The 25,029-nt window shown below is 71.3% G+C and carries 22 protein-coding genes; 6 read left to right on the top strand and 16 right to left on the bottom strand.

The window, feature by feature from the left end:
• Positions 1 to 20: 20 nt before the first annotated feature.
• A complete protein-coding gene (locus tag ABD250_RS08060; RefSeq protein ID WP_182610475.1) occupies positions 21 to 1,841 on the bottom strand; it encodes an FAD-binding dehydrogenase in 1,821 nt (606 codons plus the stop codon).
• A 17-nt stretch (positions 1,842 to 1,858) separates the two neighbouring features.
• Entirely contained in the window at positions 1,859 to 2,590 is a 732-nt protein-coding gene (locus ABD250_RS08055; protein WP_304815314.1) for an AAA family ATPase, read from the bottom strand.
• A 23-nt stretch (positions 2,591 to 2,613) separates the two neighbouring features.
• On the opposite strand from ABD250_RS08055, the gene ABD250_RS08050 reads away from it, so the two are divergent.
• The 3 genes from ABD250_RS08050 (at position 2,614) to ABD250_RS08040 (ending at position 5,033) form a co-directional block, all read left to right on the top strand.
• Positions 2,614 to 3,402, top strand: a complete 789-nt coding sequence (locus ABD250_RS08050) for an MBL fold metallo-hydrolase (protein WP_179524938.1) — start codon at positions 2,614 to 2,616, stop codon at positions 3,400 to 3,402.
• Positions 3,399 to 4,277, top strand: coding sequence for a Sir2 family NAD-dependent protein deacetylase (locus ABD250_RS08045; RefSeq protein WP_179524937.1), 879 nt, complete (start codon positions 3,399 to 3,401; stop codon positions 4,275 to 4,277). Before ABD250_RS08050 ends, ABD250_RS08045 begins: the two co-directional genes overlap by 4 nt.
• A gap of 135 nt (positions 4,278 to 4,412) precedes the next feature.
• Complete coding sequence (locus tag ABD250_RS08040; RefSeq protein WP_179524936.1) at positions 4,413 to 5,033, top strand: carbonic anhydrase; 621 nt, start codon at positions 4,413 to 4,415, stop codon at positions 5,031 to 5,033.
• A gap of 82 nt (positions 5,034 to 5,115) precedes the next feature.
• Here the strand turns inward: ABD250_RS08040 and proB are convergent, their stop codons facing one another.
• The 12 genes from proB to ABD250_RS07980 all read right to left on the bottom strand — a co-directional run bounded on the left by proB (position 5,116) and on the right by ABD250_RS07980 (position 20,274).
• The gene (gene proB, locus ABD250_RS08035; protein ID WP_344391634.1) at positions 5,116 to 6,231 is read right to left on the bottom strand and encodes a glutamate 5-kinase; all 1,116 of its coding nucleotides are present in this window, start codon (positions 6,229 to 6,231) and stop codon (positions 5,116 to 5,118) included.
• Positions 6,228 to 7,688, bottom strand: a complete 1,461-nt coding sequence (gene obgE / locus ABD250_RS08030) for a GTPase ObgE (protein ID WP_179524934.1) — start codon at positions 7,686 to 7,688, stop codon at positions 6,228 to 6,230. The genes proB and obgE overlap by 4 nt, the downstream gene beginning before the upstream one ends.
• Before the next feature lie 122 nt (positions 7,689 to 7,810).
• Entirely contained in the window at positions 7,811 to 8,074 is a 264-nt protein-coding gene (gene rpmA / locus ABD250_RS08025; protein WP_107748170.1) for a 50S ribosomal protein L27, read from the bottom strand.
• Between the two features lie 68 nt (positions 8,075 to 8,142).
• Positions 8,143 to 8,448 (bottom strand): 50S ribosomal protein L21, encoded by a 306-nt coding sequence (gene rplU, locus ABD250_RS08020; protein WP_017835684.1) that lies wholly within the window; start codon positions 8,446 to 8,448, stop codon positions 8,143 to 8,145.
• Between the two features lie 236 nt (positions 8,449 to 8,684).
• Entirely contained in the window at positions 8,685 to 12,158 is a 3,474-nt protein-coding gene (locus ABD250_RS08015; RefSeq protein ID WP_344391631.1) for an Rne/Rng family ribonuclease, read from the bottom strand.
• Between the two features lie 351 nt (positions 12,159 to 12,509).
• Positions 12,510 to 12,920 (bottom strand): nucleoside-diphosphate kinase, encoded by a 411-nt coding sequence (ndk, locus tag ABD250_RS08010; RefSeq protein ID WP_182658882.1) that lies wholly within the window; start codon positions 12,918 to 12,920, stop codon positions 12,510 to 12,512.
• A gap of 30 nt (positions 12,921 to 12,950) precedes the next feature.
• Entirely contained in the window at positions 12,951 to 13,367 is a 417-nt protein-coding gene (locus tag ABD250_RS08005; RefSeq protein ID WP_179524931.1) for a DUF4233 domain-containing protein, read from the bottom strand.
• A complete protein-coding gene (gene folC / locus ABD250_RS08000) occupies positions 13,364 to 14,956 on the bottom strand; it encodes a bifunctional tetrahydrofolate synthase/dihydrofolate synthase (RefSeq protein ID WP_182658883.1) in 1,593 nt (530 codons plus the stop codon). Before folC ends, ABD250_RS08005 begins: the two co-directional genes overlap by 4 nt.
• Positions 14,956 to 17,664 (bottom strand): valine--tRNA ligase, encoded by a 2,709-nt coding sequence (locus ABD250_RS07995; RefSeq protein WP_182658884.1) that lies wholly within the window; start codon positions 17,662 to 17,664, stop codon positions 14,956 to 14,958. Before ABD250_RS07995 ends, folC begins: the two co-directional genes overlap by 1 nt.
• Positions 17,665 to 17,728: 64 nt before the next feature.
• Positions 17,729 to 18,721: a malate dehydrogenase gene (locus ABD250_RS07990; RefSeq protein ID WP_182658885.1), complete on the bottom strand. Its 993-nt coding sequence runs from the start codon at positions 18,719 to 18,721 to the stop codon at positions 17,729 to 17,731.
• Positions 18,722 to 18,880: 159 nt separating this feature from the next.
• Positions 18,881 to 19,510 (bottom strand): 3-oxoacid CoA-transferase subunit B, encoded by a 630-nt coding sequence (locus tag ABD250_RS07985; protein ID WP_179524927.1) that lies wholly within the window; start codon positions 19,508 to 19,510, stop codon positions 18,881 to 18,883.
• A complete protein-coding gene (locus tag ABD250_RS07980; RefSeq protein WP_344391624.1) occupies positions 19,507 to 20,274 on the bottom strand; it encodes a CoA transferase subunit A in 768 nt (255 codons plus the stop codon). The genes ABD250_RS07985 and ABD250_RS07980 overlap by 4 nt, the downstream gene beginning before the upstream one ends.
• A 126-nt stretch (positions 20,275 to 20,400) precedes the next feature.
• On the opposite strand from ABD250_RS07980, the gene pcaD reads away from it, so the two are divergent.
• The 3 genes from pcaD to ABD250_RS07965 all read left to right on the top strand — a co-directional run bounded on the left by pcaD (position 20,401) and on the right by ABD250_RS07965 (position 23,329).
• Positions 20,401 to 21,183, top strand: a complete 783-nt coding sequence (pcaD, locus tag ABD250_RS07975) for a 3-oxoadipate enol-lactonase (protein ID WP_304813991.1) — start codon at positions 20,401 to 20,403, stop codon at positions 21,181 to 21,183.
• An 89-nt stretch (positions 21,184 to 21,272) separates the two neighbouring features.
• Complete coding sequence (locus ABD250_RS07970) at positions 21,273 to 22,058, top strand: IclR family transcriptional regulator (protein ID WP_344391922.1); 786 nt, start codon at positions 21,273 to 21,275, stop codon at positions 22,056 to 22,058.
• A 59-nt stretch (positions 22,059 to 22,117) separates the two neighbouring features.
• Positions 22,118 to 23,329 (top strand): acetyl-CoA C-acetyltransferase, encoded by a 1,212-nt coding sequence (locus tag ABD250_RS07965; protein WP_182659243.1) that lies wholly within the window; start codon positions 22,118 to 22,120, stop codon positions 23,327 to 23,329.
• Between the two features lie 131 nt (positions 23,330 to 23,460).
• Here the strand turns inward: ABD250_RS07965 and catC are convergent, their stop codons facing one another.
• Both catC and ABD250_RS07955 read right to left on the bottom strand, forming a co-directional pair.
• Complete coding sequence (catC, locus tag ABD250_RS07960; RefSeq protein WP_182659242.1) at positions 23,461 to 23,745, bottom strand: muconolactone Delta-isomerase; 285 nt, start codon at positions 23,743 to 23,745, stop codon at positions 23,461 to 23,463.
• Between the two features lie 151 nt (positions 23,746 to 23,896).
• Entirely contained in the window at positions 23,897 to 25,027 is a 1,131-nt protein-coding gene (locus tag ABD250_RS07955; protein WP_182659241.1) for a muconate/chloromuconate family cycloisomerase, read from the bottom strand.
• Between the last annotated feature and the right edge of the window lie 2 nt (positions 25,028 to 25,029).

Here is a 25,029-nt window from a genome sequence, read left to right as displayed (position 1 = left end):
GCCGTGGTCGCCCGTCCCTATCAGACCTCCCGCACCATCGCTCGGCCCGCCTTCATCCCGGAGAAGATGCAGCCACCGAGGAACGTGCCCTCCAGCGAGTTGTACCCGTGGACCCCCCCGCCGCCGAACCCGGCGACCTCGCCCGCCGCGTACAGGCCCGGGAAGGGCTGACCATCGGGGGTCAGGCACTGCGAGTCGAGCGTCGTCTCGACTCCACCGAGAGTCTTCCGGGTCATGAGGTGCACCTTGACCGCGATGAGCGGCCCGCCGGATCCGGCGGCGGAGCCCTTGCCCGGGCCGGAGTCGGCGAGCAGCCGGTGTGGTTTGGCCATGCGGGTGAGCTTGTCGGTCAGGACGCGCCGGGCGTTGTGGATGGCCTGCACCTGCGCATCCTTGGCGAACGGATTGTCCATCTGCCCGTCCATGGCCAGTACGAACTCGCGGACGCGTTCGAGGTCCAGCGCCGGCTCGCCCTCACGCAGCAGCGTGTTCATGCCGGCGACCATCTCTTCCAGCGTGTCCGCGACCACCCAGTCGACGCCCTTCTCGGCGAAGTCGGCGATCGACGGCGGCAGTCCCTTCCCCGCCTTGGACGCGAACTTCTTCACGCTCTTGTCGGTGAGCTCCGGGTTCTGTTCGGAACCGGAGAGGATGAACTCCTTGCCGGCGATGGCGGAGTCGAGGATGAACCAGGAGTAGTCCTGACCGGTGCGGCGGATGGCCTCGATGGATGCCGTGGTGTGGAATCCGGGGAACAGCGGCACCGGCATCCGGTCACCATTCGCGTCCAGCCAGAGCGTGGACGGCCCCGGGATGATCCGGATGGCGTGTGCGGGCCAGACGGGCGCGAAATTGGCCACGCCCTCGGTGTAGTGCCACATCCGGTCCCGGTTGATGAGGTTCGCCCCGGCCGCCCCGGAGATTTCCAACATCCGCCCGTCGACGTGCTCGGGCACGCCCACGATCAGGTGCTCGGGCGCCGCACCCAGTGTGTCGGTGGGCCAGTACTGCCGGACCAGGTCGGGATTGCCGCCGATGCCTCCGGAGGCGATCAACACGGCGCTCGCCCGGAACTCGAACGTGCCCGTCTCCTCGCGGGGCGAGGCGACACCACGGTCGAGGTCGCACGGTACGAGGGTCGCCCCCCGCACCCCTGCTGCGCGGCCGTCGTCGATCACGATCTCGTCCACCCGGTGGCGAACGGCGAAGCGCACCAGGCCGGCGCGGGCGGCGTCGCGGACGGGTTCCTCGAAGACCCGCACCACCTCGGGCCCGGTCCCCCAGGTCACGTGGAATCGCGGAACGGAGTTGCCGTGGCCGTCCACGTCGCCACCGCCCCGCTCGGCCCAGCCCACGGTGGGGATGATTCGCAGGCCCAGGTCGTGCAGATACCGCCGCTTCTCCCCCGCCGCGAACTCGACGTACGCGCGCGCCCACTCGCGCGGCCAGTGGTCCTCGGGTCGGTCGAACCCGGCGGAACCCAACCAGTCACGCCACGCGAGTTCCAGCGAGTCCTTGATGCCGATCCGGCGTTGTTCGGGGGTGTCCACCAGGAACAATCCGCCGAGAGACCAGAACGCCTGCCCGCCCAGGTTCTTCTCGTTCTCCTGGTCCACGACCAGTACCTTCTTGCCGGCGCGGGTGGCCTCGTGGGTGGCGACGAGCCCTGCGAGCCCGTGCCCCACCACGATCAGATCGGGTACGAACCCGGGCTCCGGGGCGGGCAGCGGCCCGGCGTTGGCGGCCCGGGACACCGACGGCGGTTGGTAGGCCGGATATGTGGGGTGAACGGGCCGGGCATCACCGGCGGTGCGGGCAGAACGGGACGCGGAATTGGTCATGGGTTCAGTGTGCCCGGTCACTCCAAGAGGTGGCGCAGGTACCGCTCCGGAGCATCGAGATAGCGCCGATGTTGGTCCACCATCGTCAGGTCCTGCCACCGGCTGCGCTGCATCCCCTCGTCGGACAGCTCGTAGACCGCTGCACCCGGTACCGAGGCCAGGATCGGTGAGTGGGTGGCCATGAGCACCTGCGCGCCGCGACGATCGGCCAGCTCGAGCAGCAGCGCGACCAGCCTGAGCTGGGCATCGAAAGACAGCCCCGCCTCGGGCTCGTCCAACACGAACAACCCGCCGCCCGAGAACCGTGAGGTGGAGACGAGGTCCCAGAACGCCTCCCCGTGGCTGCGCGAGTGGAAATCCTGCTCGGGCCCGGACGACTGCAGGTAGCTGAACATGCCGTGCATCGTCTCGGCGCGCACGAAGTAGCCCCACTTCGACGCGGCGCCGCCGCGGACCAGCCGCAGGGCGTCGTGCAGCGGCGACTCCGACTCCCACGTGACGTCCCGGCCGTTGACCGAGCCTCCCTCGGCACCCAGCCCGTACGCCATGGCCACAGCTTCGACGAGCGTGGACTTGCCCGCACCGTTCTCCCCCACCAGGATCGTCAGGTCCTCGAGTTCGAGCCCTCCGCGCATCAGGTCGGCCACCGCGGGGATCGAGTACGGCCACACATCCTGATCCGCGACCGCGTCCGGATCGACCGTCACCCGCACGAGCGGCCGCGGGTCCAGCACACCGTGTCGGTTCACGCGGCCACGGTACCGTGGCCGTCATGCGGATCCACCAGATCAACTGCGGGACGCTCCTCGGTCTGGTCCCGTGCCGGGTGCTGCTGGTCGAGGCCCCGGACCACCTCGTGCTGGTCGACACCGGTCTCGGCCTCCGCGACGTCGCCGATCCGTCCGGCCGTCTGGGTCCGATGCGACACGCGCTGCGCGCACGCCTGGACCCGGCGGAAACCGCTCACCGGCGCATCGAGGCGATGGGTCTCGACCCTCGCGACGTGCGACACATCGTGATCACCCACCTGGACGCCGACCACATCGGCGGACTCGCCGACTTCCCCGGGGCGCAGGTGCACGTGTCCGCCGAGGCGCTCACGTGGGCGGTGCGCACCCCCCGCTGGGTCGAACGCCGCAGGTACCGCCGCGCGCAGTGGGCGCACGGCCCCGACTTCGCCGAATACGTTTACGGGACCGATAGGTGGGAGGGGTTCCGGGTGCGCCCCCTCGACCACGTGGCCGAGGGGATGGTGTTGGTGGACCTGCCCGGTCACACCGTCGGGCACGCCGGTGTCCTGGTCCCGGGCGGCGGGGGCGGAGAGTCCGACGACGACAACGACATCCTGCACGCCGGCGACGCCTTCTACTCGCGTGGCCAGATCGGCCCGGCGGCCGCGAACGCCAGGCTCATCGGGATCCCGGAGCGCCTCATGGCGTTGCAACCGGCGGCGGTCGAGCTGACCCACGCCCGCCTCGCGGCGTTGGCCGCGCGCCGACGGGACGACCTGTCCGTGGTGTGCGCGCATGATCCCTCCGGGCCGGGGGGCATCGGCACATGAGGATCCGGGAGACCGCCTGGACGCCCGCAGAGCGCACCGACCCGGACCCGGATCTTCCCGAGCGGGCGCAGGCGCTGGCCGAGCTGATGCGGGGACGCCGGGCGACTGTCCTGACCGGTGCGGGGATCTCCACCCCCTCCGGCATCCCCGACTACCGGGGCCCCGACTCCCCCGCCCGCACCCCGATGACGTTCCAGCAGTTCGTGGGCGATCCCGCGTTCCGCCGCCACTATTGGGCCCGCAACCACCTGGGGTGGCGCCACATGGAGTCGGCTCGGCCCAACGCCGCGCATCTGCTGCTGGCCGACTGGGAGCACCGCGGCCTCGTCGCCGGGATCATCACCCAGAACGTGGACCTGCTGCATCTCAAGGCCGGTAGCCGCACCATCGTGGACCTGCACGGCAGCTATGCGGTGGTGGTCTGCCTGGGATGCGGGACGCGGCAGAGCAGATGGGCGTTGCACGAGGACCTGGAACTCCTCAACCCCGGGTTCGCCGAGCGGGTGACCACGCGCGGGGCCATCGAGGTCGCACCGGACGCCGACGCCGTCCTGGACGACACCGCCGGGTTCCGGATGGTGGACTGCCGCCGCTGCTCCGGGGTGCTCAAGCCCGACATCGTCTACTTCGGCGAGAACGTCCCCGCGCATCGCGTGCACGCGGCCAACGCCCTGGTGGACGAGTCAGACCTCGTCGTCGTCGTCGGCTCCTCCCTGACGGTGAGGTCGGGCTACCGGTTCGTGAGGCGCGCCGCCACCACCGACACCCCGGTGGCCGTGGTCAACCGTGGCCACACCCGGGCGCACGCCGACGCTCTGCTCGCGGTGGACGGTGACTGCGTCGAAGTGCTCACCCGCGTGGAGCGCGCGCTGTGACCGGGCGGCGCGCTGCCATTACGTGATCGGCGTGCGTGATCGGGCTGGTCATCGGCATGCGTGATCCGGCCGGGTGACGGCATGCCCGAACGGGCTGCGTGATCCACGGGAACGGCGCAGGCGCAAAATGAGGGCATGAGCACAGATCTGACACCCGATGCCGTACTGGACCGACTCCTCTCGGGCAACCGCCGCTACGTTGACGGCGCCGGGCTCCACAGGCACCAGGACCCCGCCCGCCGCGCCGAGCTCGCCGGCGAGCAGCACCCCTTCGGCATGGTCTTCGGCTGCGCCGACTCGCGGGTGCCCGCCGAGGTGGTCTTCGACCAGGGACTGGGCGACCTGTTCGTCATCCGCAACGCCGGCCACATCGTGGACCCGTCCGTCCTGGGCTCGATCGAGTTCGGCGTGGACGTGCTCGGCATCCCTCTCACGTTGGTGCTCGGGCACACCTCGTGCGGCGCCGTCGGCGCGACGATCACCGCGATCGATACGCACTCCACCCCGTCCGGCTACCTGCGCGACGTGGTGGAGCGGATCTCCCCGGCCGTGTTCGAGGCCCGTCGCGACCCCTCCGCGGGGTACGACGACGTGGTGATCGAGAACGTGCGTCAGACCGTCACCGCGATCCGGGAGAAGTCCACGGCCGTCAACCGTGCGATCACGGAGGGCCGGACCGCGATCGTGGGCGCCCTCTACAACCTCGCCGAGGGCACGGTCACCCCGGTCCACGCCGAGGGCCGGGTCACTCTCTAGGACCGCGTCCCGGCCGCTGCGCGGGGGCGCGCCGGGAACGTCAGGGACCCGACTCGTCGACGACGTCGGGGGCCCGAGTCGTCTACAGGGCCACCAGGTCATCGGCGTGCACGAGCGGCCGCCCCTGACCGGTGGTACCCACGCCCGAGGCGCGGTCGGCCAACCTCGAGCGCACCTCGATCGAGTCGTACTGGGCGATCCCCCTGGCGACGGTGTCTCCGGCGGTGTCGCGCATCTCGATCACGTCGCCGAAGTGGAACAGCCCGTCGACGCCGGTCACCCCCGCCAGGAGCAGCGACCGCCGGGAGCCGGTGACGGCACGCACCGCGCCGTCGTCCAGGATCACCGCACCCCGCGCGTCGGCGGCGTGGCGGACCCAGAACCGCCGCGCGGTCATCCGCTCGGGCCGGGGCGCGAACACCGTGCCCACCTGTGGGTCGTCGGCCAGCGCCTCCGCCGCCCGCTCGGCCGCGGTGAGCAGCACCGGGATGCCGGCGTCGGCGGCCAGTCGCGCGGCCGCGAGCTTGGAGGCCATCCCGCCGGTGCCCAGCGCACCGCCGGCCCCGGCCACCACCCCGTCGAGGTCGGCCGCGCCCGACACCATCGTCACCGCGGTGGCGTCACCCTTGCGGGGGTCGGAGTCGTAGAGCGCGTCCACGTCCGAGAGCAGGATCAACGCATCGGCGCTGATGAGGTGGGCCACCAGCGCGGCCAGGCGGTCGTTGTCCCCGAAGCGGATCTCGTTGGTGGCCACCGTGTCGTTCTCGTTGACCACCGGCACCGCGCCGAGCGTGCGGAGTCGGTCCAGGGTGCGCTGCGCGTTGGCCGCGCTCTCCCGGCGCCCGATGTCCCCCGCCGTCAGCAGGACCTGGCCCACCACGCGGTCGTACCTGGAGAACGAGTCGCCCCACGCCCGGGCCAGTTCGAGCTGCCCCACACTGGCGGCCGCCTGCTTGGCGGACAGGGTGGCGGGGCGGGTGGTCATCCCCAGTGGGGACATCCCCGCGCCGATCGCGCCGGAGGAGACCACGAAGACGTCCGACCCCGCGGCCATGCGCGCCTGGCAGACGTCGGCCAGGGCGTCGAGCTGCGGCCGGCGGATCCCGCCACCGAAGCTCGTGATGGCCGACGAGCCGATCTTGACCACCACCCGGCGGGCCGTGCCGATCCGGCGCCGCAGCTCCGGTTCGCCGGTCACTCCAGGATCTCCTCATCGGGGTCGATCAGCCCGCGGCGCACCCGCTTGCGGTACTTGCGCTCGTGGGCGCCCACACGCTCGTCGGACTCCAACCGGATGTCGGTGCCTCGGCCCGTACGCATGAGGTCCACACCGGCCGGGGTCTGCGGCTCCCAGTCGAAGGAGACGTCGCCGACGGTGACCGTGCAGCCCGCCTGCGCGCCGGCCTTGATGAGCGCGTCCTCGACCCCGAGCCGGGCCAGGCGGTCGGCGAGGAAGCCGACGGCCTCGTCGTTGGCGAAGTCTGTCTGGCGGATCCAGCGCTCGGGCTTGGATCCCGAGACCACGTAGGCACCGGCCTCGTTCGGGTCCTTCCGGACGGTGAACTCGGCCACGTCGACGGCCCTCGGCCGCAACACGATCCGCTCGGGCGCCGCCGGCGGGTTGGCCTTGCGGTGGGCCTTGATGAGCTCGTAGAGCCCGTACCTCAGTTCGTCCAGGCCCTTGTGCGCGACCGCGGAGATGGCATACACCGGCCAGCCCTTGGCCTCGAAGTGGGCGGTGACCATCTCGGCCATATCAGCGGCGTCCGGCACGTCGATCTTGTTGAGCACCACGACCCGCGGCCGATCGGCCAGCTCCCCCAGACCGGCGTCGGCGAGTTCCGGCTGGTAGGCGGCGAGCTCCGCCTCGAGCGCGTCGACGTCCGAGATGGGGTCGCGGTCGGACTCGAGGCTCGCGCAGTCCACGACGTGTGCGAGGACGGCCGTGCGCTCGATGTGGCGCAGGAAGTCCAGGCCCAGGCCCCGCCCCTCGCTGGCACCCGGGATGAGCCCGGGCACGTCCGCGATGGTGAACGTGTCGTCGCCCACCGAGACCACCCCGAGGTTGGGGGCCAGGGTGGTGAACGGGTAGTCGGCGATCTTGGGCTTGGCCGCGGAGAGCACCGACACGAGAGAGGACTTGCCGGCAGAGGGGAACCCGACCAGTCCGACGTCGGCCATGGACTTGAGCTCGAGGGTGAGGTCGCGGACCTCGCCGGGCTCACCGAGCAGGGCGAACCCGGGGGCCTTGCGGGCCCTGGAGGCGAGCGCGGCGTTCCCGAGCCCACCCTTGCCGCCCTCGGCCGCCACGAAGCGGGTTCCTGCACCGACCAGATCGGCCAGCATCTCACCGTTCTGGTCCAGCACGACGGTCCCGGGCGGCACCGCCAGGACGAGGTCATCACCCTGGGCGCCGTTCCGGTTGGCGCCCATCCCGGGCTCTCCCTTACCGGCGCGCGCGTGGGGCCGGAAGTGGAAATCGAGCAGCGTGTGGACCTGGGGGTCCACCACCAGCACCACGTCCCCGCCGCTGCCGCCGTTGCCCCCGTCGGGGCCGCCGAGCGGCTTGAACTTCTCCCGGTGCACGGACGTGCACCCGCGGCCACCGTCCCCCGCCGCGAGGTGGAGCACTACGCGGTCGACGAATCTCGACATAAGCGGACTCCTCCTGCTGGTGGTGGGACTAACGGATGTGGCGCAAATGCTCTCGGGGACCGGGCGTGGGGTCATCAGACCCCGCCCGGCCCCCGAGGGCGAATCGCGTCAGTGTCGCCGGGTCAGGCCTCGACGCCGACCGGCACGATGTTGACGGTCTTGCGGCCGCGCTTGGTCCCGAACTCGACCGCACCGGCGGCCAGTGCGAACAGCGTGTCGTCGCCGCCACGGCCGACGCCCACGCCCGGGTGGAACTTGGTGCCACGCTGGCGGATCAGGATCTCGCCGGCGTTGACTTCCTGGCCGCCGAAACGCTTGACGCCGAGACGCTGCGCGTTGGAGTCACGACCGTTACGGGTGCTGGATGCGCCCTTCTTACTTGCCATGTCCGAACCCCTCCTTCAGGGAAGACGCCCGAGGGCGCTGAGCTGGTGGCCTTGGCGGCCGTGGTGGATTACTTGATACCGGTGATCTTGAGCACCGTCAGCTTCTGACGGTGGCCCTGACGCTTGTGGTACCCGGTCTTGTTCTTGAACTTGTGGATCCGGATCTTCGGACCCTTGGTCTGCTCGACGATCTCGCCGGAGACGGAGACCTTGGCCAGGGCGTCGGCAGCGGAGGTGACGGTCGAGCCGTCGACCACGAGGATCGGGGACAGGGACACGGAGGTACCGGCCTCACCCTCGATCTTCTCGACCTTGACATGGTCACCTTCGGCGACCTTGTACTGCTTGCCGCCGGTCTTGACGATCGCGTACATCGAGGGCTTCCCCTTGCTTCTCGGGTGTGTGGCCGCCACTGGGACGTCCACAACTACTGTGCGGTGTTCTCTCTGACCGGCCGACTCTCGTCGACCGGGATCGCCGGTCCCGCGGCCTTGACGGCCCGGCCCGCGACTTCTCGCGCGACGACATAGCGCCGCCACGAGCGACTTGTCAAGGTTACGGCCCGGCGGCACAGCAGGTCAAACCGACCGCGCCACCTGGCCAGACACCTCTAACGATCGCCGGCGTCAGGGGCGGTCGTGGACCTGGTCGCGCGTCGCCGTGCCGGTCGCTGACGCGGCTCCGCGACGACGACCGGGGGCACTTCGGCGAGCGGGGCGGCCTCGACCGCGGCCGCCGCCACCGGCGCCGACTCCCCCGCGGTGGCCTGCGCGGCGGCGGCGCCGGCCTCCCGTCTGGTCGACCGCCTGCGGGGACGGCGGCCGGACGAGTCGGACTGCGCGTCGGCGGCCGGCTGGGTTGTCGCCCGGGCGGGCGGCTCGGTGGCCTCGACGGTCTTCACGACCTCGGTCGCCTCCGCGACGACCGCCGCCTCGTCCTCCGGCGTCTCGGCCGTCTCCGCCACTGCCGCGTCCTCCGCGGCGACGACCGGGTCGATGGCCCCGTCCGCCGGGCGACGCGTGGCGCGACGACGACGGCGACCCGGTCGGGAGCCGGCGGCATCCGCGGACTCGGGCACCCCGGCGTCCGAATCCCCGGAATCCGTGGTGTCGGTGGCGTCCGGCGTGGCGTCCGGCGTGGCATCCGGCACGGGGGCCGCCGGCACGGGGGCCGCCGGCGTGGTGACCGCCGGCGTGGCCGGATCCGCGGCGGCCACCTCCTCACGACCTGCCTTCTCCGCGGCCGCCTGCTCGGCCTCCTGACGGGCGATCGCGAGCGCGGCGGGGTGCGCGGCCGGCGCGGGCCCGTCCTTCCTGGGCGCCTGCCTGGGCGCGGACGACGAGGAGGCCTGGGAGTCGGACTGATCCGAGTCCGATCCCTTGCCGCCGCGCTTGCGGCCGCGGCGGGAGCCGGGCTCGTCGGCGTTGTGCGACTCGGTGTGGACGGGGTCGGCGTGCACGATCAGGCCACGGCCCTGGCAGTGCTCGCAGGGCGTGGAGAACGCCTCGACGAGACCCGTGCCCAGCTTCTTGCGGGTGAGCTGGACCAGCCCCAGCGAGGTGACCTCGGAGACCTGGTGACGGGTGCGGTCGCGCCCCAGTGCCTCGGTGAGCCGCCGCAGCACGAGGTCGCGGTTGGCCTCGAGCACCATGTCGATGAAGTCGATGATCACCATCCCGCCCACGTCGCGCAGGCGCAGCTGGCGGACGATCTCCTCGGCCGCCTCGAGGTTGTTCTTGGTGACGGTCTCCTCGAGGTTGCCACCCGAGCCGGTGTACTTGCCGGTGTTGACGTCGATGACCGTCATGGCCTCGGTGCGGTCGATCACGAGCGAGCCACCGGAGGGCAGCCACACCTTGCGGTCGAGCGCCTTGGCCAGTTGCTCGTCCACGCGGTGGGTGGCGAACACGTCGACGTCGGGGTTGTCGTACCGCTCGAGCCGCTCGGTCATCTCCGGTGCGACCCTCGAGACGTAGTCGTGCACGGTGTCCCACGAGGTGTCGCCCTGGATCACCAGCGACGAGAAGTCCTCGTTGAACAGGTCGCGCACCACCTTGACCAGCAGGTCGGGCTCCTCGTACAGGGCGATCGGTGTGCCGGCACCCGCGGAGGTCCGCTTCGCGGAGGCCTCGGCGATCTCTGCCCACTGGGCGGCCAGTCGTTCGACGTCCCGGCCGATCTCCTCCTCGCTGACCCCCTCGGCCGCGGTCCGGATGATCACGCCCGAGCCCTCGGGGACGACGTCCTTGAGGATCGCCTTGAGTCGACGCCGCTCGGTGTCGGGCAGCTTGCGGGAGATGCCGGTGGAGTTGCCGTCGGGCACGTACACGAGGAATCGACCGGCCAGCGAGATCTGCGTGGTCAGGCGGGCGCCCTTCTGGCCGATGGGATCCTTGGTGACCTGCACCAGGACCATGTCGCCGGGCCTGAGCGCCTGTTCGATCCGCCGGGCCTTACCGCCGAGTCCGGCGGCCTCCCAGTTGACCTCACCGGCGTACAGGACGCCGTTGCGACCGCGGCCGATGTCGACGAACGCGGCCTCCATGCTCGGGAGCACGTTCTGGACGCGGCCGAGGTAGACGTTGCCCACCATGGAGCGCGCGGACTCGGTGGTGACGAAGTGCTCCACCAGCACCTTGTCCTCCAGCACGCCGACCTGGGTCATGATCCCCTTGCCGTCGCCGCGCCTCTTCTCCCGGACCACCATCACGCGGTCGACGGACTCGCGACGGGCGAGGAACTCGGACTCGGAGAGGATGGGCTGGCGGCGGCGCCCGGCATCGCGTCCGTCGCGGCGGCGCTGGCGCTTGGCCTCGAGCCGGGTCGAACCGCTGATGCCCTGGACCTCGTCGTTCGACGAGCCCGAACCGGAGGCCTGTCCCCCACGCGCCGGTCGACGCCGCGGTTCGCGCTGCTCCTGGGCGTCCGTGTCGGTGGAGTCGTCGCCGGAGGCCTGGGTGTCGTCGTTGCCCGAACCCCCTCCACGACGACGACGACGGCGACGCCGACGCGAGCCGGACGGTGACCCGTCGGAGTCGTCCGAGTCGTCATCCGAGGAGTCGTCCCCCGACCCGGACCGCCCCTCGGCGCGATCGGACGAGTCGGTGTCGGGACGGGTGTCGTCTCCGCCGGAGCCCCCGCCGCCGGACTCGTCCCGGTCGTCCCGGTCGTCGGCGGCGTCGGACCCCTCCGGATCCCCGTCGGCCCGGTCGGTCTCGTTGTTCTGCTCGTCGATGTTCTCGCCACGTCCACGGCCGCGGCCACGACGGCCCCGCCGGCGGCGACGCCCACCGCCGTCGCCGGTGTCGTTCTGGTCGTCGGAGGTGTCGGTGACGTCGGTGGCCTCCGTGGGGTCGGTGGCCTCCGTGGAGTCGGTGGCGGCGTCGGAGCGCCCCCGGGTCCGCGAGTCATCCGTGGGCCCGGTGTCAGCAGCGTCGGTCCGGGCGGTGTCGGTCCGGGCGCTGTCGGACGCCGCGGACCTCGTGCGCGCCGGGCGCTCCCGCTCGGCCTTGGCGGCGGCCTCGTCCGGAGAGAGGAACAGTGGGGAGAACGAGGGTGTCGCGGTGGACCGGCGACGGTTCCCGGACTCCGCCGCGCCCACCTCACCGGTGACGATCGACATCTCCGGCAGGGGTCGACGAACGGGCGCCTGCGTCCCGGACTTCTTCTCGGTGGTGGGCTCTGCGGTGGCATCCGGCGCCGTCTTCCCCGCCGCGGCCTTGCGCGCCTTCTTGGCGGGGGCCTTGTCGGCGGGAGCCTTCTCGGCCGCCGCCTTCCTGGCGGGCGCCTTCTTGGCGGGAGCCTTTTCGGCCCGTGCCGTGCGGGCGGGCTTCTCCACCGGGGCGTCCTCGGTGGCGGTGGCCGCCTCGGACGTCGTGTCACCGCCGCCTGCGCGGCTGGCGAACCACGTGAGCAGCACCTCGCGCGTCACCCCGGACTGGGCGCTCCTGACCTCCACGCCGATGCCGGCCATGGCGGCCAGGAACTCCTTGCTGGTCATCCCCACGGCCTTGGCGGCCGCGTGCGCGCGCATCTTCTCCGGAAGCGCGTTGAGATCGTCGATGGTCAGGTTCGAATCCGACACGTGTCTCCTCTGGCCGGACTCCGGGCGCGATCACGTCACCGGAGTGCTCCGGTGACCCACGCCGCCGCACGGGGTCGGCATTTCTCTCTGGGCCCCACCTCGGGTGGGGCTATGTCTTGTGGTCCGCGATCCCGGTGTCATCCGGGCCGCGGAGGGCGGGCGCCCGATCCGGGGCGAACTGGAGGTCCGCTCGCCAAGAATGTGGGCTTCGGCCATTGTCCCACACACGCCGACGATCCGTCGCCGCGCGGGCGAGGTGAGACGACGAACGCGCCCGTCGGTCCGGGGACCGACGGGCGCGTCCGGTGCGATCACCGGTGATGAACCGGGATCGTTGGTGATGAGGTCAGATCAGAGTCCGGGGAACCACAGTTCGATCTCACGTGCCGCGGATTCCTCGGAATCCGACCCGTGGACGAGGTTGAACTGGGTCTCCAGCCCGTAGTCCCCGCGAATGGACCCGGGGGCGGCCTTCTCCACCGGGTCGGTCCCGCCGGCGAGCTGTCGCCACGCGGCGATCGCGCGCGGACCCTCCACGACACCGGCCACGACCGGCCCGGAGGTGATGAACTCGAGCAGGTCGCCGTAGAACGGACGCTCGGAGTGCTCGGCGTAGTGCGCGGCCGCGGTCTCCTGTGGCACCCGGCGCATGTCCATGGCCACGAGCTGGAGGCCCTTGGCCTCGATACGCGCGAGAATGGTGCCGGTCAGGCCTCGCTGGACGCCATCGGGCTTGATGAGGAAGAAAGTTCTCTCGGTCACGGCCGCAATGCTACAAGTACCCGGGACCCGTCAGTCGTGCTGGCTGGGCAGGTACCCGCCCGCCATCCGCCGGGAGAGGTCCCGCCGCAGATAGAGGATGTACGCCCACACCGCCGCGAACATCAGGCCGCACACGCCCATCGACCAGTGCACGGCCCACCCCGCCACCGCGAGTCCGGCGAGGGTGAGGTTCAGCGGGATCGCCCAGGGGCGTCTCTGCAGTCCACTGGCCACGACCATCGCCACGGCGAGCAGGCTGACGAACCACACCTTCCAGGGCTGGAAGTGCTCCCCGTCGTCGACCCTCGCGATCACCGTGAGCACCAGGCCGATCACGATCGCCTCGAGGATCAGGGTCCCGGCCATGATCCCCCGAAGTCCCTTCCACGGATCCACCGAGGGTTCGTGGGCGGTGGCCGCCGGATCGACGGAACCGGTGTCGGTCACTGTGCGTCCTTTCCGAACAGGCTGCGGGCGGCCCCCGCGGTCAACACCGATCCCGTCACGAGTACGCCGACCCCGGAGACGTCGTCGTCGGCGGTCGGGTCGGGGACCCCCACCAGGTCCAGCGCGGCGCTGATCGCATCGGGCAGGGTGTCCACCACGTGGACCCGCTGGGCGGTGAACCGGTCCTCGGCGACCCTCGCGAGGTCCTCGAGCGCCATCGCGCGCGGCGACCCGGTCCTGGTGACGACGACCTCGTCGACCACCGGCTCGATGGCCGCGAGGAAGGCGTCGGCGTCCTTGCCGTCCAGCATCGCGACCACGGCGACGAGACGTCGGAAGTCGAATTCGGAGGTCACCGCCTCGGCGAGTGCGCGCCCGCCGTGGCCGTTGTGCGCGGCGTCCACCAGCACCGTCGGGCTCGAGCTGAGGCGCTCGAGCCGGCCGGGGTTGTCCACGGCGGCGAATCCGGCGCGGATGAGCTCGGGGTCCAGCGACCGGTCGGGGCCCGCCCCGAAGAACGCCTCGACGGCGGCCAGTGCGGTGGCGGCGTTCTCGGCCTGGTGCTCGCCGAACAGCGGGAGGAACACCTCCGGGTACTCGCCCCCGAGACCACGCAGGGTGAGCTGCTGTCCGCCCACCGCCAGGCGACGCTCGACCACGTCGAACTCCGAGCCGAGACGTGCCACCACCGCGCCCACCTCGACCGCGCGACGCAGCAGCACCTCCATCGCCTCGGGCTCCTGGCGACCGATCACGGCGACCGGGTACCTCGGCAGCAGGTCATCCTCTGCTCCCGGCTGGATGATCCCCGCCTTCTCCCCCGCGATGGTCGCCAGGTCGTCCCCGAGGTAGTCGGTGTGGTCAAGACCGACAGGGGTGACGACGGCGACGGCCGGCCGCACCACGTTGGTGGCGTCCCAGGTCCCGCCCATCCCGGTCTCCACCACGGCCACGTCCACCGGGGCGTCGGCGAAGGCCGCGAAGGCCATCGCGGTGAGCACCTCGAAGTAGCTCATCCGGGGTCCACCACCGGCCTCGGACCGCTGGTCCACCAGTTCCAGGTACGGCTGCAGTTCGCGGTAGGTGTCCACGAACAGGCGTGCCGGGACGGGCTCGCCGTCCAGGGCGATGCGCTCGGTGACGGTCTGCAGGTGCGGGCTGGTGTTGCGCCCGGTGCGCTGGTGCAGTGCCCGCAGGAGGGCGTCGATCATCCGGGTGACCGAGGTCTTGCCGTTGGTCCCCGCCACGTGGACGACCGGGTAGGCGTATTGCGGATCCCCGAGGACGCCGGTGAGCTCCGCGATCCGGTCCAGGCTCGGTTCGAGGCGGGTCTCCGGCCACCGGGTGGCCAGTTCCTCCTCGACCGCCGCGAGCTCTGCGGTGTCGGCCTGCCACTCGGGGCTGCCGACCTCCGGGATCGGTCGCGGCTCCTGGTGGTCCTCGCCGTCCTCGTCACCGGGCAGCGGCCCGCCGAGGGAGACCCCGGAGACCAGGCCCTCCTCGCCGAGCATCTCGGCGACGTCCTCCTCCGTGGGGGTGTCCCAGCCCTCGTCCGGGTCGTGGGGCTCGAGCCACCGATGACCCGCCATCAGGCGGTGCTCCCGGCCGGGAGGCCCTCGAGTCGGGCGGAGATCCGGCTGACCTCGGTCTCGGCGAGATCCCGGCGCGCGCGGATCTTGTCCACCACGTGGTCGGGGGCCTTGCCGAGGAACGCCTCGTTGCCCAGCTTGGCGCCGGTGGTCTCCAGCTCCTTGCGCGCGGCCGCGAGGTCCTTCTCCAGGCGGCGACGCTCGGCGGCCAGGTCGATGGTGCCGGAGGTGTCGATCTCGACCCCCACCGTGGACAACCCCAGCCGGACCTCTAGCGAGGCGGTGGCGGTGAAGTCGTCCCCGGCCGGGGTGATCCGCGCGAGCGAGGCCACCTGGTCGAGCAGGTCGGCGGGCAGATCCGCCGCGTCGACCCCGGTGACGCGCGCGGGCACCCGCTGGCCGGGCTTGAGTCCCTGGTCGGAGCGGAAGCGGCGGATCTCGGTGACGAGGGTCTGGGCGTCGGCCACCCGGCGCACGGACTCCGTGGTCCCCTCTGCCGGGGCCACGTCGGAGGGCCAGTCCGCGACCACCACGGAGTCGCGTCCGGTCAGGGCCGTCCACAGCACCTCGGTGACGAACGGGATGACGGGGTGCAGCATCCGCAGCACCACGTCCAGCACGTGTCCCAGCACGAGCCGCGTGTGATCGGCCCGCTCGGAACCGCGCGCCTCGTCGTCGTTCCCGAACTGGACCTTGGCCAGCTCCAGGTACCAGTCACACACCTCGTCCCACGCGAAGTGGTACAGGGCCTCGCAGGCCTTGGAGAACTCGTAGCGGTCCAGGGCGTCGTCGACCGACACGCGCACCTCGCCGAGGCGCCGGAGGATCCACCGGTCGGCGTCGGTGAGCGCGGACACCTCCGGGAGCTGGCCCACCTTCGCGCCGTTCATCAGCGCGAACCGCGTGGCGTTGAACAGCTTGGTGGCGAAGTTGCGCGAGGCCTGGGCGGCGTCGTCACCCACGGACAGGTCGCCGCCGGGGTTGGCGCCCCGGGCCAGTGTGAAGCGCAGGGCGTCGGCGCCGAAGCGGTCGACCCAGTCGAGCGGGTCGATGCCGTTGCCCTTGGACTTGGACATCTTCTGGCCGTGCTCGTCGCGGACGAGCCCGTGGAGGAACACGTCGGTGAACGGGACCTTCCCCGGGGCGGAGGTGTCACCCGTCAGGGTGCGACCCACGAAGGTGCCGAACATCATCATCCGGGCCACCCAGAAGAACAGGATGTCGTACCCGGTGACCAGCACGGACGTGGGGTAGAACCGCTCGATGTCGGTGGTCCGGTCGGGCCAGCCCATGGTCGAGAACGGCCACAGCCCGGAGGAGAACCACGTGTCGAGCACGTCCGTGTCCTGCGTGTACCCGGCGGGCGGCTCCTCGCCCACGCCCACACAGACCACCTCGCCGTCCGGCCCGTACCAGATGGGGATGCGGTGGCCCCACCACAGCTGGCGGGAGATGCACCAGTCGTGCATGTCGTCGACCCAGTCGAACCAGCGCGGTTCCTGGCTCTTCGGGTGGATCACCGTGTCGCCGTCGCGCACGGCGTCGCCGGCCATCCTGGCCAGCTCCTCGACCCTGACCCACCACTGCAGGGACAGCCGGGGCTCGATCGGCTCGCCGGATCGCTCCGAGTGTCCGACGGAGTGCAGGTACGGGCGCACCTCCTTGACGATCCGGCCCTCGGCGGCGAGGTCCTCGCGGATCACCCTTCGCGCCTCGAACCGGTCCATCCCGTCGTAGCGTGTCCCCGTGTCGGCGATGCGGCCGGCCGCGTCCATGATCGTGGGCATCTCCAGCCCGTGGCGCTGGCCGATCGCGAAGTCGTTGGGGTCGTGCGCGGGCGTGACCTTGACGGCCCCCGTCCCGAACTCGGGGTCCACGTGGTCGTCCGCCACGACGCGCATGGTCCAGCCCTCGCGGAACGGGTGCTCGATCTCGGTGCCCACGAGGTGGGCGTACCGCGGGTCCTCCGGGTGCACGGCGATCGCCGTGTCGCCCAGCATCGTCTCGAGCCGGGTCGTGGCCACCACCAGGTGCGGCTGCGAGTCGTCCATCGAGCCGTAGCGGAAGCTCACCAACTCGCCCTCGACATCCGCGTACTTGACCTCGATGTCCGAGATCGCGGTCTGGAGTGTGGGCGACCAGTTGACCAGCCGCTCGGCGCGGTAGATCAGCCCCTGGTCGTAGAGCTCCTTGAAGATGGTCTGCACCGCGCGGGACAGTCCCTCGTCGAGGGTGAACCGTTCACGCGACCAGTCGACGCCGTCGCCGAGGCGGCGCATCTGCTCGCCGATGGTCCCGCCGGACTCACGCTTCCACTCCCAGACCTTCTGGATGAACGCCTCTCGCCCGATCTCGTGGCGGTCGATCCCCTCGGCGCGGAGCTTGCGGTCCACGAGGGTCTGGGTGGCGATCCCGGCGTGATCCATTCCGGGAAGCCAGAGGACCTCGAACCCCTGCATGCGCTTGCGCCGCGTGAGCACGTCCATGAGCGTGTGGTCGAGCGCGTGGCCCATGTGCAGGCTGCCCGTGACATTCGGCGGCGGCAGCACCACAGAGTACGCGGGCTTGTCGCTGGAGGGGTCCGCCTCGAAGTAGCCGGCGTCGACCCAGCGTCGGTACAGCTCGGACTCGACCTCGCCGGGGTTCCAGGAGGCGGGGAGCAAATCCGCGCGGTCGGTCTCGGGGCCGGGGGTCGCTGCAGTCGTCACCCGACCATCGTAGGCCGTCCGCGCCGGGACCCCACACACGCCGCCGGAGGCCCCGCCCCCGGGGTCAGTCGGTCAGGCCGAGGGCGTGCACGGCGTCGCGCTCGGAGATCAACTCGGCCACCGAGGCGTCGATGCGGGCGCGCTGGAAATCGTCGATCTCCAGACCCTCGACGACCTCCCATTCCCCGCCGTGACTGCGGCAGGGCAGCCCGGTGACCACCCCCGGGACCGTGCCGTACTGCCCGTCGGAGGGCAGCGCGACCGTGGTCCAGCTCTCCCCCGGTGTGCCGTGGACCCAGTCACGCATCTGGTCGACGGCGGCCCCCGCCGCGGAGGCGGCCGACGACGAGCCCCGCACGGCGATGATCTCGGATCCCCGGTTCGCGACCCGCGGGATGAAGGTGTCGGCCAGCCAGTCCCGCCCGAGCCCGGCGGTCACGGGCTCACCGGCTCGGGTGGTATAGGAGACGTCCGGGAACTGGGTGGCCGAGTGGTTCCCCCACACCACGACCCCGTCGAGTTCGGCGACGGGGGCGCCCAGGCGGGTGGCGAGCTGGCTCAACGCCCGGTTGTGGTCGAGCCGCATGAGGGCGGTGAACCGACCGGCCGGGACGTCCGGGGCGTGCCTGTGCGCGATGTAGGCGTTGGTGTTGGCGGGGTTGCCCACCACCACCACGCGGATATCGTCCGCGGCGCCGGCGTTGATCGAGCGTCCCTGGTCGCGGAAGATGGCACCGTTCGCGCTCAACAGGTCGGAGCGCTCCATGCCCTTGCCCCGCGGCATGGCCCCGACGAGGAACGCGGCGTTGGCGCCGTCGAACGCCGCGGTCGCGTCGTCGGTGATCTCGATCGAGTCGACCAGCGGCAGAGCGCAGTCCTCGATCTCCATCGCCACGCCCTCGGCGGCCGTGACGGCCGACGGGATGTCCAGCAGTCGGAGGCGGACCGGGGTGTCGGGGCCGTAGACCAGACCGGACGCCAGCCGGAAGAGCAAGGAGTAGGCGATCTTTCCGGCGGCACCGGTGACGGTGACGGTGACCGGGGCGGTGGAGCTCATGCGCGGGGACCTTCCTCTGGCGACGACGGGGTCGGTCCCCACAGTAGTGAGGAACCGGCACCCTGTTGACCGCGCGAGCCGCCGTACACCCGCTGTTCGCCCCGGGGCCGATCGGTGACGCGGGGCCGGGGGTCGGGTCGTGGCGCGCGGGACGTCCGGTCAGGTGTGGACCTCGGCGCCCGTCCTGGCGCGGATCTCCTCGATCGTGACGCCCGGGGCGGGTTCGACGAGCCGGAACCCCTCCGGACAGATGTCGAGGACGCAGAGGTCGGTGACGACCCGTTGGACGCATCCGCGCCCGGTGTACGGCAGGGAGTTCTCCGCCAGGAGTTTGGCCTCGCCCGTGCGGGTGACGTGGTCCATCATCACGACCACCCGGCCGGCGCCGTGGACCAGGTCCATGGCCCCGCCCATGCCCTTGACCATGGCGCCGGGGATCATCCAGTTGGACAGGTCCCCGGACTGCGAGACCTGCATGGCGCCGAGCACGGCCACGTCGACCGTTCCGCCCCGGATCATGGCGAACGACTCCGACGACGAGAAGAACGCCGCCCCGGCAGCCGCGGTGATGGTCTCCTTGCCGGCGTTGATCATCTCCGGGTCGAGCTGTTCGGGCGTGGGGTACGGGCCCACGCCGAGGATCCCGTTCTCCGAATGGAGAGTGACGTGGACGCCCGTCGGTAGGTGGTCCGGGATCAGTGTCGGCATCCCGATCCCCAGGTTGACGTACTGCCCGTCGACGAAATCGGTGGCGATGCGTGCCGCCATCTGCTCGTGTGTCCAGCTCATGACCTGTCCTCTCCCCTGCTGCTGAGCTTCTCGATCTCCACGCCGGTCTCCTGGCGTCCGACCTCGACGAGCCGCTGGACAAAGATGCCGGGGAGATGGACGTCCGCCGGGTCGATCTCGCCGGCCGCGACGATCTCCTCGGCCTGGACGATCGTGATGCGGCCGGCCATCGCGACGTCCGGGTTGAAGTTCCGGGCGGTGCCGCGGAACTGCAGGTTGCCCGCCGTGTCCGCCCGATGGGCGTGGACGAGCGCGAAATCCGTGACGATCGCGCGCTCCAGGACGTACGGGGTCCCGTCGAACTCTCGGACCTCCTTGGGCTCGGAGGCCACGGCGACTCCCCCGTCGCCGTCATAGCGCAGCGGCAGTCCGCCCTCGGCGACCACCGTCCCGACGCCCGCCGGCGTGTAGAAGGCCGGGATGCCCGCCCCACCGGATCGCATCCGCTCGGCGAGCGTGCCCTGCGGCGTCAGCTCCACCTCGAGCTCCCCGCTCAGGTACTGCCTGGCGAACTCCTTGTTGGCCCCCACGTAGGAGGCCGTGGTGCGGGTGATGCGGCGGGCCTCCAGGAGAGTGCCGAGGCCGAAGCCGTCCGTGCCGCAGTTGTTGCTCACGGTCTGCAGATCGGTGGCGCCCTGTTCCAGGAGTGCGTCGATCAGGACGGCGGGGATGCCGACCAGACCGAAACCCCCCACGGCGAGGGAGGCGCCGTCCGGGATGTCCGCGACCGCGGCGGCGGCCGACGAGAAGATCTTGTTGGTCATGTCACACATCGTAGGACCTGTTCGCCTGTTGCACAACTGTTCGCGCTACGTACACTTTCGGCGTATCGTGGTTCACGTCACCCGCGCCAGAACTGACCCGCCGCTCCCCAGGAAAGGACCCATCCCATGCCCGCCACCCTGTCTCACCAGGTCAGCGGCCCGCCCTCAGCGGATGCCCCTGCCGTAGTACTGCTCGGATCCCTCGGTTCGGACCGGTCGATGTGGGACGCCCAGGTGCGCGATCTGGCCCGCGACCACATGGTGATCGCCGTCGACCACCGAGGGCACGGGAACTCAGACGTCATTCCGGGGCCGTGCACGATCGCCGACCTCTCCGGCGACGTCCTCGCCCTGCTCGACACCCTCGGCGTGGGTCACGTCCACGTGGTCGGGCTCTCCCTGGGCGGCGCCGTGGCCCAGTGGCTCGCGGTCCACGAGCCCACCAGGGTCCGGTCCGCTGCCCTGCTGTGCACGGCTGCGAGGTTCGGCGAGCCCTCCGGATGGGCGGACCGCGCGGCCGCGGTCCGCGAGGGTGGCACCGCGGCCGTCGCCGACGCGGTGGTGGCGCGGTGGATCACCCCCGGACGCGCCGAGGAGGATCCCTCCCTGGTGGCCGGTCTCCGAAGGATGATCCTGGCGACCAGCGCCGAGGGGTACGCCGCCGCGTGCGATGCCCTGTCGGTCTGGGACGGCCGCGCCGACCTCGGCCGGATCACCTGCCCCACCCTCGTGGTGGCCGGCGACGAGGACCCCTCCACACCACCCGAGGTGCTGCGCGAGCTCGCGGAGGGCATCCCGGGGGCCGAGTTCGTCACCCTGTCCCCCGCCGCCCACGTACCCACAGTGGAGATGCCCGAGCGCGTCTCCGGGGTCCTGCGCGCACACCTGACCTCGGCCGGGCCCGCGTGACCGCGGAGGACGGCGAGCACGCCGCCGACGAGGCCCGTCCCGGGTCCGGGTCCGCGGCTGGGTCCGGGTCCGGGTCCGGGTCCGGGTCCGTGCCCACACCCGAGCGACCCCCGTCCCCGGACTTCGTCCAGTCGCTCGCCCGCGGCCTCGCCGTCATCACCGCATTCGACGCCGACCACCCCCGACAGACCCTCAGCGAGGTCGCCCGGACCACCGGACTCACCCGCGCGACCGCGCGCCGGTTCCTCCACACACTCGTCGAGCTCGGCTACGTGGACACCGCCGGGTCGGCCTTCTGGCTCACCCCCCGCGTGCTCGACCTGGGTTACAGCTACCTCTCGGCCATGCCGCTGACGGATCTGGCCCAGCCGCACCTCGAACGGCTCAGCGCACGGCTCGACGAGTCGTCGTCGATCGCCGTCCTCGACGGGCACGACATCGTCTATGTCGGACGTGTCCAGGTCCGCCGGATCATGAACATCGGGATCACCATCGGCACCCGGTTCCCCGCCTTCGCCACCTCGATGGGCAGGGTCCTGCTCGCGGCCCTGCCCGCGGAGGAGCTGGACGCCCACCTGGCGGCAACCGATCTGCGCGTCCGCACCCCGCACGGGATCGCGGACCCGGACGGATTGCGCGCCGAACTCGCGGCGGTCGCCGACCGCGGGTGGGCGCTCGTGGACCAGGAGCTCGAACCGGGCCTGAGATCTCTGGCCGCCCCGGTGCGCGACCGTCACGGGCGGGTCGTGGCCGCGCTCAACGTCTCCACACACGCCGCCCGGTATTCGATCGACCAGCTCCGCCACGAGCTCGTCCCCGTGGTCGTGGACGCGGCCCGGGCACTGTCCGCGGACCTGTCGACCGTCACTCGTTGACCTGTTCCCACTGAGACCCCTCCCCACACTCACCACCTCGGCTACCACCAGGAGAACCCATGCGCGACGTCGTCATCTGCCAGCCCCTCCGCACGCCGGTCGGCCGCTTCGGCGGCGTGTTCCGCGATCTGGACGCGAACACGCTGGCCACCTCACTGCTCACCGCGCTCGTCGAGCGCACCGGCCTGACCGGGACGGACGTCGACGACGTGATCCTGGGCCAGGGCTCGCCCGGCGGCGAGGGTCCCGCCATCGGCCGGATCGCCGCCCTCGACTCCCCGCTCGGCATCGACGTGCCCGGGATGCAACTGGACAGGCGCTGTGGCTCCGGACTCCAGGCGGTGATCACCGGCGCGCTGCAGGTGGCCTCCGGCGGAGTGGACCTCGTGGTCGCCGGCGGCGTCGAATCGATGAGCCAGGTGGAGTTCTACGCCACGCCCTCGCCCCGCTGGGGCATCAAGGGTGACGGTGTCTCGCTGATCGACCGCCTCGGCCGCGCCCGCACGACGGTCGGTGGTCGCTCCCACGTCATCGATGGCGGGATGATCGAGACCGCCGAGAACCTTCGCCGCGAGTACGGCATCAGCCGGGAGGAGCAGGACCGGCTGGCGGTGCAGTCCCACCAGCGCGCGGTCGCCGCGCAAGGGTCCGGGGTGTTCGCCGAGGAGATCGTCCCCGTGGCCGTTCCGCAGCGCAGGGGGGAGGACCTCGTCGTCGACACCGACGAGCACCCCCGCGCCGACACCACGGTCGAGGCGCTCTCGGGCCTCCGGGCGATCATGGGCCGGACCGACCCCGAGGCCACCGTCACCGCCGGAAACGCCTCGGGCCAGAACGACGGTGCCGCGATGTGCGTGGTCACCACGGCGGACAGGGCCACCTCGCTCGGCCTGACCCCGCTCGTGCGCCTGGCGTCCTGGGCCGTGGCCGGTGTCGCCCCGGAGACGATGGGAATCGGCCCGGTCCCCGCCACCGCTAAAGCGCTCGACCGGCTCGGGTTGACGCTGGCGGACATCGACGTGATCGAGCTCAACGAGGCCTTCGCCGCCCAGGCGCTGTCCGTCATGCGGGAGTGGGACATCGACCCCGCCTCGGAGCACCTCAACCCCCACGGCTCCGGGATCTCACTCGGCCACCCCGTCGGAGCGACCGGCGCCCGGATGCTCGCCACGCTCTCCCACGAGATGGTGCGGCGCGACGCCCAGTGGGGGCTGGAGACGATGTGTATCGGCGGCGGCCAGGGCCTGGCCGCGGTGTTCGAACGCGTCTGACCGACCCCTCCAGCATCGTCAAGAGCGTTCCGCACACATCGTTCGAGTGAAAATGTGCGGAACGCTCTTGACGATGATCATGACGTGGAGAGGTCGGCCGTTCACCCGTCCGAACCTGGTCGGCCGGAGCGTCAGTCGTCGATGCGCGACGGGTGCCTCGTCAGCGCCATGACCTCGATGTCCATGTACGGGAAGAGTGGGAGTCCCGAGAGCAGCTCGTGCAGCTCGTCGCCGGACTCGACGTCGAAGATGCTGATGTTGGAGTACTGGCCGACGATGCGCCAGAGCTCCCGCCACGTCCCGGAGCGCTGCAACTCCTGGCTGTAGGCCTTCTCGCGGGCGATGGTGTCCTCGCGCACCTGCGGATCCAGGTCGCGGGGGATGTGGACGTCCATGCGGACGTGGAACAGTGCCATCTCGGTGGTCTCCTCTACTTCTCAGTGGTCGGCGGTTCTGCGGTTCAGTGGGTCGGCGGGTCTGCGGGTCAGCGGGGTCGGCGGGTCTGCGGGTCAGCGGGGTCGGCGGGTCTGCGGGTCAGCGGGTCAGCGGGGTCGGCGGGTCTGCGGGTCAGCGGGGTCGGCGACGGGTGAACTTCTCGACGGCGTCGTGGTCGATCTCCACGCCCAGGCCCGGACCGTCCGGGAGGTGGACCCGGCCGGCCTCGTACCTGATCGGCGTGGTCACGTACGTCTCGGCCAACAGCAGCGGGCCGAACAGCTCGGAGCCGTAGTTGAAGCCCGGTTCGGCGCACGCCAGGTGCAGCGAGGCCATGGTTCCGATGGGCCCCTCAAGTGAGGTCGCGGCATGGCAGGCCACGCCTGCCGCGCGCGCGATCGCCACGACCTCCTTGCTCCTGGTCAGGCCGCCGAGCTTGGTGGTCTTGACGGCGATGACCCCGGCGGCGTCGCGGCGCACGACCTCGAGAGCGTCGTGCGGTGACTGCACCGATTCGTCGGCCATGATCTGGACGGGCAGCGTGCGGTTGAGCTCGGCGAGCACCTCGATCTGCTCGGTCGGGGTCGGTTGCTCGATCAGTTCGATGCCTGCCTCGACCAACGCCGGGAGGTGCACGTTGGCGGTGAACCGGTCCCACCGGGCGTTGATGTCCACCCGCAGGCCGGCCCGGCCGTCGAGGCGCGCGGCGAGCGCGGCGATGCGCGCCACGTCCTCGGCCGGGTCCAGGGCCCCCATCTTGAGCTTGAAGGTGCGGTGGCGGTCGGCGGCGAGCAGCTCGTCGATCTCCTCGACCATCTCCTCGAGCGGCATGGCACCCAGCGCCCACGTGCACTCGATGGAGTCGCGGACGGCGCCCCCGAGGAGGGACCGCACCGGCACCTCGAGAGTGCGCGCCCACGCGTCGAACATCGCGATCTCGAGTGCGGCCTTGGCGAAGCGCCCCCGGGCCACCACACCCTCCATCGCCTCGAGGACCGCCGGCACCTCGTCCACGCGTCGACCCACGGCAACGGGGGCGAGGTACTTCTCCACGAGAACCTGCATCGTCTCGGCGGACTCCCCGCCCCACCAGGGGCCACCCGGGGTCACGCCCTCGCCGTAGCCGACGACGCCGTCAGCCGTGGTCACCGACACCAGGAGGATGGACTGCTCGGTGGCGGTGGTGGTGGCGAACTTGTGCGGCCTGATGAGCGGCACGTCGAGGATCCGTGTCTCCACGGAACGGATGGTCAGGTCAGACATCT

Source organism: Dietzia cercidiphylli (assembly GCF_039531545.1).
GTDB classification, from domain to species: Bacteria; Actinomycetota; Actinomycetes; order Mycobacteriales; family Mycobacteriaceae; genus Dietzia; species Dietzia natronolimnaea.
The sequence above is the reverse complement of the archived record's forward strand: the minus strand, read 5'-3'. Positions and strand labels throughout refer to the sequence as shown.